A 6,816-nucleotide genomic window follows, 5' to 3' on the forward strand; every position below is an offset into this window, starting at 1 on the left:
GCAACGCGTAGGCGATCACGTAGTCGCCACGATCCGGCGACTGGCGTGCACCGCCGGCGGAAATCACCACGTACTGGCGCCCGGTCTTCGGCGACACATAGGTGATCGGCGTGCCCTGGCTGCCCACCGGCATGCGCGCCTTCCATACTTCCTCGCCGGTGCGGCTGTCATACGCGCGCAGGTAGTAATCCTGGGTGCCGGCGAAGAACAGCAGGCCCGACTGGGTCGCCAGCGAGCCGCCCAGGGTGGGCATGCCGATCGGAATCGGCAGGCGCATCTTGACGCCCATCGGACCGGTGTCCTTCACCGTGCCCACCGGCACCTGCCAGACCAGCTGGTGGGTGGCCAGGTTGATCGCCGACAGCGTGCCGAACGGCGGCTTCTGGCAGGGAATGCCCAGCTTGGACAGGAAGCGGTCGCGCAGCGAGCCATACGGCGTACCGGTCTGCGAGGCCGCGCCCATTTCCACGCCGCCGGCGCCGGTGGTCATTTCCGCGCGCGGAATGAGCTTGGTCCACAGGCCCAGGCGCATGTCGTTGACGAACAGGTAGCCGGTGGTGGGATCCACCGACGCGCTGCCCCAGTTCATGCCACCCAGCGAGCCGGGCCACTGCAGGGCCAGGTCCTCGCCCGGCGGGGTGAACATGCCGTCGTAGCGGAAGCCCTTGAACTGGATGCGGCACAGCATCTGGTCGATCGGCGTGGCGCCCCACATGTCCGATTCGGTCAGCGTCTGCGCGCCGATCTGCGGCAGCCCCACCGACAGGCGCTGGGTGGGCGCGTAGCGCTCGCCCGCGGCGTTGCCCTGCGGTGCCGCGATGTCGCGCACCTCGGTGATCGGCTGGCCGGTGGCACGGTTGAGCATGAATACCTGGCCGGCCTTGGTGATCTGCAGCAGCGCGGGCAGCGTGCCGCCCTTGCCGTCGGGCACGTCGGTCAGGGTCGGCTGCGCGGGCAGGTCGTAATCCCACAGGTCGTGGTGCACGGTCTGGTAGACCCAGCGCTCCTTGCCGGTGGCCACGTCCAGTGCCACCACCGCCGAGCTGTACTTGTCATCCTGCGGGTGCGCTCGCCGGCCCACTGGTCCGGCGTGGTGTTGCCGGTGGGCAGGTAGACCAGGCCCAGCTGCGGGTCGTAGGCCATCGAGGTCCACACGTTCGGGGTGGCGCGGGTGTAGTGGATCGAGGGATCCAGCGGCACGTCCGGGGTTTCCCTGGACAGGTCCCAGACCCAGGCCAGCGCGCCGCTGCGCACGTTGTAGGCACGCACCACGCCGGAGGGTTCGTTGACCTCGATGTTGTCGGCCACACGGCCGCCCACGATCACCAGTTCGCCGGCCACCAGGGGCGCGGCGGTCAGCGTGTAGAAGCCGGGCTTGATCTCGCCCATGCCCCGCTTGAGGTCCACCACGCCGGCCTCGCCGAAGTCCGGGCAGGGCGCGCCGGTGGTGGCATCCAGCGCGAACAGGCGCGCGTCGATCGACGTCATCAGAATGCGCTTCTCGCACAGCGCCGGGGCCGGTGCTGCGGCGACGGTAGCCGGTGCGGCAGGGCCGGGTGCGGCGGCGACCGTGGGCGCGCCGACCAGTGGCTGGCCTGCGTCGAAATAGCCCAGGCCACGGCAGCGCTGCCAGTTCGGCGCGCTCGCCTTGGGATCGAACGCCCAGCGCTGCTTGCCGCTGTCCACGTCCAGTGCCACCACCTGGTTGTGCGGCGTGCACAGGTACAGCGTGTCGCCGATCTGCAGCGGGGTGTTCTGGTCTTCGGCGCCGAAGCCATCGCTCTCCGGCACGTCGCCGGTATGCGCGGTCCAGGCTACCTGGAGCTGGGTGATGTTGGCCGGGGTGATCTGGTCCAGCGCGGCAAAACGGGTGCCGGCCGTGGTGTTGCCCCAGTGCTGCCAGTCGCGCTGCTCGCTGCCCTTGGCGACCGGCACCACGGCCGGGGACGCGCCCTGCGCGGTGACCACCGGGCGCGGCTGGAACGCCGACACTGCGGTACCCAGCAGGCCCACCAGCAACAGCGCGGCCACGCCGTAGGCCGCACGCCCGGAGCGCTGGCCGCGGTTGCGCCGGAGCACCGGCCAGGTCAGTGCGACCAGCATCGCCAGCACGGCGGGCATCACCAGCCGCGACACCAGCGGCCAGAATTCCAGCCCGGCATCGGCCAGCGCCCAGGCCACGGTGGCGACGAACGCCACGCCATACAGCAGCGCGCCCGACGGGCGGCGCAGGGCCAGCAGCCCGCCGGCCACCAGCGACGCGGCGCCCATCAGCAGGAAGTACCAGCTGCCGCCCAGTTGGGCCAGCCGCACGCCGCCTACCAACAGAACCAGGCCGAACAGCATCACCACGATGCCAATCAGGACCACCAGGGTGCGGCACAGGGCCGACGGTTTCGTGTTCTCGTCCACGTTGCATGAACCTCTACAGGAAACCCGGTACCGACCGGTACCGGGCAGGCCCGCGCGCGCCATGCGTGGCGGGGACCGTTGGCCATCACACCCCGGCATTGCCTTGCCCTGCAGGGCAAGGCAATGCTTCGCTGCTTATCGCGGAAACGGAGTGAACGACCGGTTAGGGCGATTATCGCACCGTTGTGCGATTTACGCGTGAACCCGTGGTGCCACCGATGGAACGCAGCAACGCAGCAGCCCGGCCGCGCAGGCAGTGCCGCGCCGAAGCGTTTACCCTATGCCACCCCGTTCGTTGCCCGCCCCATGACCGAGTCTTCCGCCACGCCCGCCTGGGCCGGCCGCCTGCGTGATATCGCCGATTTCCCCAAGCCGGGCATCCTGTTCAAGGACATCATGCCGCTGCTGGCCAATGGCGATGATTTCGCCGCGGCCATCGACGCGATGGTGCAGCCGTGGCGCACGGCGAACCTGCAGGCAGTGATGGGCATCGAATCGCGCGGCTTCATCCTGGGCGCGGCCATGGCGCGCGTGCTGGGCGTCGGCTTCGTGCCGGTGCGCAAGCCGGGCAAGCTGCCGGGCCGCACGCTGAAGCAGGAATACACGCTGGAGTACCGCACCGACACCATCGAAGTGCACGCCGACGCCTTGCCGGCCGGTGCGCGCGTGCTGGTGGTCGATGATGTGCTGGCCACCGGCGGCACGTTGCTGGCGGCGTTGTCGCTGGCGCGCCAGTTGCAGGTGGAGGTGGTGGGCGCGGCCGTGCTGGTGGAACTGGCCGGGCTGGGCGGGCGCGAGCGCTGGGACGGCGACGTGCCGCTGCTGGCCAACCTGGTGTATTGAGCCGGAACGTCCTGACCGTAGAGCCGGGCTCTGCCCGGCTGATCGGCATGGCGCAAAGCCGACCAACGGTCGGCTCTACCGGGTAAGCACGTAGCGCCGGGCTCTGCCCGGCTGATCGGCATGGCGCAAAGCCGACCAACGGTCGGCTCTACCCCCGGTTACATCCTGCGGACGCGGAAGCGGCGGCCCTTGATCTTGCCGGCTTCCAGCCGGTCGATCGCGCGGCCTACCTGCTCGCGCGCGATCGCCACGTACGAACGCGTGGCGTAGATGTCGATCTTGCCGATCACCTTGGCCGACAGCCCGGCTTCACCGGTCAACGCCCCCAGGATGTCGCCCGGGCGCAGCTTGTCGGTCTTGCCGCCATCGATGCGCAGCGTTTCCATCGCCGCCTGCGGCAGCACGGCGGGGCGTGCCGTCGCCAGCGGGGTCTTCTGCCAGTCCAGCGGCTTGCCCTGCGCGGCTTCCAGCGCATCGGCGCGGTTGCGCTCGCGGCCGGTCACCAGGCTTACCGCCAGGCCCGACGCACCGGCGCGGCCGGTACGGCCCACGCGGTGTTCGTAGGTTTCGATGTCGGTCGGCAACTCGTAGTTGATCACCGCCGCCAGGTCCTGCACGTCCAGCCCGCGCGCGGCCACGTCGCTGGCCACCAGCACGTTGCAGCTGCGGTTGGCGAAGCGCACCAGCACTTCATCGCGGTCGCGCTGTTCCATTTCGCCGTGCAGCGGCAGCGCGGAGAAGCCGAACTGCTGCAACGAATTGGCTACGTCATCCACGTCGCGGCGGGTGTTGCAGAACACCACGGTTGATTCGGGGGTGTACTTCAGCAGCAGGCCGGCCAACGCCTTCTGCTTGCTGGCCAGGTCCACTTCGCAGAACAGGTGGCGAATCGCCGGTGCGTTGTCGGCACCCTGGACGGTCACTTCCACCGGATCGCGCAGCAGCACGCGGGCGATCTCGCGGATCTCGTCGGGGTAGGTGGCCGAGAACAGCAGCGTCTGGCGGTCCTTGCTGGTGCGCCCGGCGATCTCGCGGATGGGCTCTTCAAAGCCCATGTCCAGCATGCGGTCGGCTTCGTCCAGCACCAGCGTGGTGACCCCGCCCAGCTTCAGGACGCGCTTGCGGCCGAGCTCCTGGATGCGGCCGGGCGTGCCCACGACCACGTGCGGGTCGTGCGCTTCCAGCGAGGCCAGCTGCGGGCCCAGCGGCATGCCGCCGGTGAGCACCACCAGCTTCAGGTTGGGGATGCCGGTGGCGAGCTTGCGGATCTGCTTGCCCACCTGGTCGGCGAGTTCGCGGGTGGGGCACAGCACCAGTGCCTGGGCGCGGATCACCGACGGGTCCAGGGCCTGCAGCAGGCCCAGCCCGAAGGCGGCGGTCTTGCCGCTGCCGGTGGGTGCCTGGGCGATCAGGTCGCGGCGCTCAAGGATCGCCGGCAGGCTCTGCGCCTGCACGGGGGTCATCTGGGTATAGCCCAGCGCGTCGATGCCCGCCGCCAGCGAGGCCGACAGGGGCAGTTCGGAGAATTCATTCATGGCGCATTCTACCCGCTGGGCCGCCTGTCGGGCGCGTGCCGGCGCTGCTCAGGCCAGATCCAGCGCCCGCAGCCCCGCCATCAACGCGGTGTGCTGGGCATGGCTGAACTCGCCAGGGCCGTCGCTGATATCCAGAATCAGCGTGTGGAACCAGGGGTTGGGGTGGCTGATGTCCTGCTCCCAGCGGACCACGACCTCCGCGCCCAGCACCCGCTGCAGCAGGTCGAGCAGGTCGTCTTCGGCGTCATCGACCGCCCCGTAGCGCTCCAGCACCTGACGGTACGGGATGTGCAGACGACGGCGATCGACGGGGGGAACACGCTCACGCTTCATCGCACCAGTGTGGCATGCGGCACGCGCTCACCCCAGCAGCGCGTGCACGCCCACGTTGATGCCCAGGCCCCCGGCCAGCAACCAGCCAAACAGCAGCAGGGCCAGCAGCAGCGGCTTCATGCCGGCCTGGCGCAGCGCTGACACGTGTGTGGTCAAGCCCAGCGCCGCCATGGCCATGGCCAGCAGCACCGTGTCCACATCGATGGCGAGGGCGACCCACGTGGCAGGCAGCAGGTGCAGCGAATTCAACCCGGCCACCGCGACGAAGCCGAACGCAAACCACGGCACCACGATCTTCGCGCGTGCCGCCCCGGCCTGGGCGCGGCCACCGCGGGCCAGCAGCAACGACAGCGCCACCAGGAACGGGGCCAGCATCATCACCCGCACCATCTTGGCGATCACCGCGGTGTCGGCCGCCCCTTCGCTGACCGCGCGTCCGGCCGCGACCACCTGCGCCACTTCGTGCACGGTGGAGCCGGTGAACACACCATAGGCCTGCTCGCTCATCGGCATCACGCCATGCGCCAGGATGAGCGGGTACAGCGCCGGATACAGGAACATCGCCAGTGTGCCGAACACCACCACGGTGGAGACCGCCACGGTGACCTGTTCCGCACGCCCGCGCACCACCGGCTCGGCCGCCATCACCGCCGCCGCGCCACAGATCGCGCTGCCGGCACCGATCAGCAGGGCGCTCTCCCTGTCGATCCCGAACCAGCGCGTGCCGGCCCACCACGCCAGCGCGAAGGTGCTGGTCAGCACCAGCGCATCAATCAGCACGCCGCCAACGCCGACCTGGCCAATGTCCTGGAAGGTCAGGCGCAGGCCGTACAGCACGATGCCGGTGCGCAGCAGCCATTGCTTGGAAAAGCCCACGCCTGCCGCCGCCTGCGGTGCCAGGCGCGGGTACACACTGTTGCCGAGCGCAATGCCGAGCACGATGGCCAGGGTGAGCGCACTGATGCCATGCGCCTGCAGCCAGGGCAGGGTGGCCAGCGCCATCGCCGCCAGCGCGACACCGCCCGCCAGCAGCAGGCCGGGCAGGCGTCCGCGCCAACGGTGGGCGAGGGTGGGCAGGTACAGCGTGGGACGGGACGCGTTCACGGTGCGGCTCCTTTCAGATGGCCTCCAGCCTGCGTCCGCCCGATAAACCTGTAAAACGCATTGTGTATGTGATTTCAACCGGTTTTATGGGTTAATGGCGCCATGCGCATCAGTCTTCGCCAATGGCAGGTATTCGTGACCGTCGCCGACCTCGGCACCACTGCCGCCGCTGGCGAGCGGCTGGCGTTGTCGCAGTCGGCCACCAGTGCAGCGCTCAACGAACTGGAGGCGCAACTGCCGTCGCCGCTGTTCGACCGCATCGGCCGCCGCCTGATCCTCAATGCGCAGGGCCGGGCCCTGCTGGACCCGGCGCGCGGGCTATTGGCCGCGGCCTCGGATCTGGAGGCGATGGCCGGGGCAGGGCGACCGGCATCGGCCACCGGGGTGCCGCTGCAGCTGCGGATCGGGGCCAGCACCACCATCGGCAATTACCTGCTGCCCGGCCGGGTCGCTGGGCTGCTGGCCGACCAGCCGCACGTGGACGTGGACCTGCGCATTGGCAACAGCGCCGAGGTGGTCGCGGCGGTGCAGCGGCTGGAGGTCGACCTGGGCCTCATCGAAGGCCCGTGCCACGAGAGCGGGCTGAACG

7 protein-coding genes are annotated in these 6,816 nt (G+C 69.7%); 2 read left to right on the forward strand and 5 right to left on the reverse strand.

Annotation, left to right across the window (positions count from 1 at the left end):
• Together DBR34_RS23280 and DBR34_RS23285 are read right to left on the reverse strand one after the other, a co-directional pair.
• A partial coding sequence (locus DBR34_RS23280) for a PQQ-binding-like beta-propeller repeat protein (protein ID WP_258223966.1) occupies positions 1-1,036 on the reverse strand: 1,036 nt, incomplete at its 3' end.
• Entirely contained in the window at positions 937-2,412 is a 1,476-nt protein-coding gene (locus DBR34_RS23285; RefSeq protein ID WP_258223967.1) for a hypothetical protein, read from the reverse strand. The genes DBR34_RS23280 and DBR34_RS23285, both read right to left, overlap by 100 nt.
• Before the next feature lie 306 nt (positions 2,413-2,718).
• Here DBR34_RS23285 and DBR34_RS14990 point away from each other — a divergent pair, with 306 nt between their 5' ends.
• Complete coding sequence (locus DBR34_RS14990) at positions 2,719-3,255, forward strand: adenine phosphoribosyltransferase (protein ID WP_128097386.1); 537 nt, start codon at positions 2,719-2,721, stop codon at positions 3,253-3,255.
• A gap of 158 nt (positions 3,256-3,413) precedes the next feature.
• On the opposite strand, the gene dbpA is transcribed toward DBR34_RS14990, so the two are convergent.
• Genes dbpA through DBR34_RS15005 form a run of 3 tightly spaced genes read right to left on the reverse strand, consistent with a single transcriptional unit; the run spans position 3,414 to position 6,227 of the window.
• A complete protein-coding gene (dbpA, locus tag DBR34_RS14995) occupies positions 3,414-4,790 on the reverse strand; it encodes an ATP-dependent RNA helicase DbpA (RefSeq protein WP_128097387.1) in 1,377 nt (458 codons plus the stop codon).
• A 48-nt stretch (positions 4,791-4,838) separates the two neighbouring features.
• The gene (locus DBR34_RS15000) at positions 4,839-5,123 is read right to left on the reverse strand and encodes a hypothetical protein (RefSeq protein ID WP_128097388.1); all 285 of its coding nucleotides are present in this window, start codon (positions 5,121-5,123) and stop codon (positions 4,839-4,841) included.
• 27 nt (positions 5,124-5,150) lie between these two features.
• Complete coding sequence (locus tag DBR34_RS15005; protein ID WP_128097389.1) at positions 5,151-6,227, reverse strand: YeiH family protein; 1,077 nt, start codon at positions 6,225-6,227, stop codon at positions 5,151-5,153.
• A 102-nt stretch (positions 6,228-6,329) separates the two neighbouring features.
• On the opposite strand from DBR34_RS15005, the gene DBR34_RS23290 reads away from it, so the two are divergent.
• A partial coding sequence (locus tag DBR34_RS23290) for a LysR family transcriptional regulator (RefSeq protein WP_258223968.1) occupies positions 6,330-6,816 on the forward strand: 487 nt, incomplete at its 3' end.

Origin of the sequence: Stenotrophomonas sp. HMWF003 (assembly GCF_003061285.1) — a bacterium.
Taxonomy (GTDB): domain Bacteria; phylum Pseudomonadota; class Gammaproteobacteria; order Xanthomonadales; family Xanthomonadaceae; genus Stenotrophomonas; species Stenotrophomonas maltophilia_AP.

Excerpts from the sequence above, each read along its gene's own strand:
- DBR34_RS14990 (WP_128097386.1), top strand. The coding sequence starts at position 2,719 with ATGACCGAGTCTTCCGCCACGCCCGCCTGGGCCGGCCGCCTGCGTGAT.
- dbpA (WP_128097387.1), bottom strand. The coding sequence starts at position 4,790 with ATGAATGAATTCTCCGAACTGCCCCTGTCGGCCTCGCTGGCGGCGGGC.
- DBR34_RS15000 (WP_128097388.1), bottom strand. The coding sequence starts at position 5,123 with ATGAAGCGTGAGCGTGTTCCCCCCGTCGATCGCCGTCGTCTGCACATC.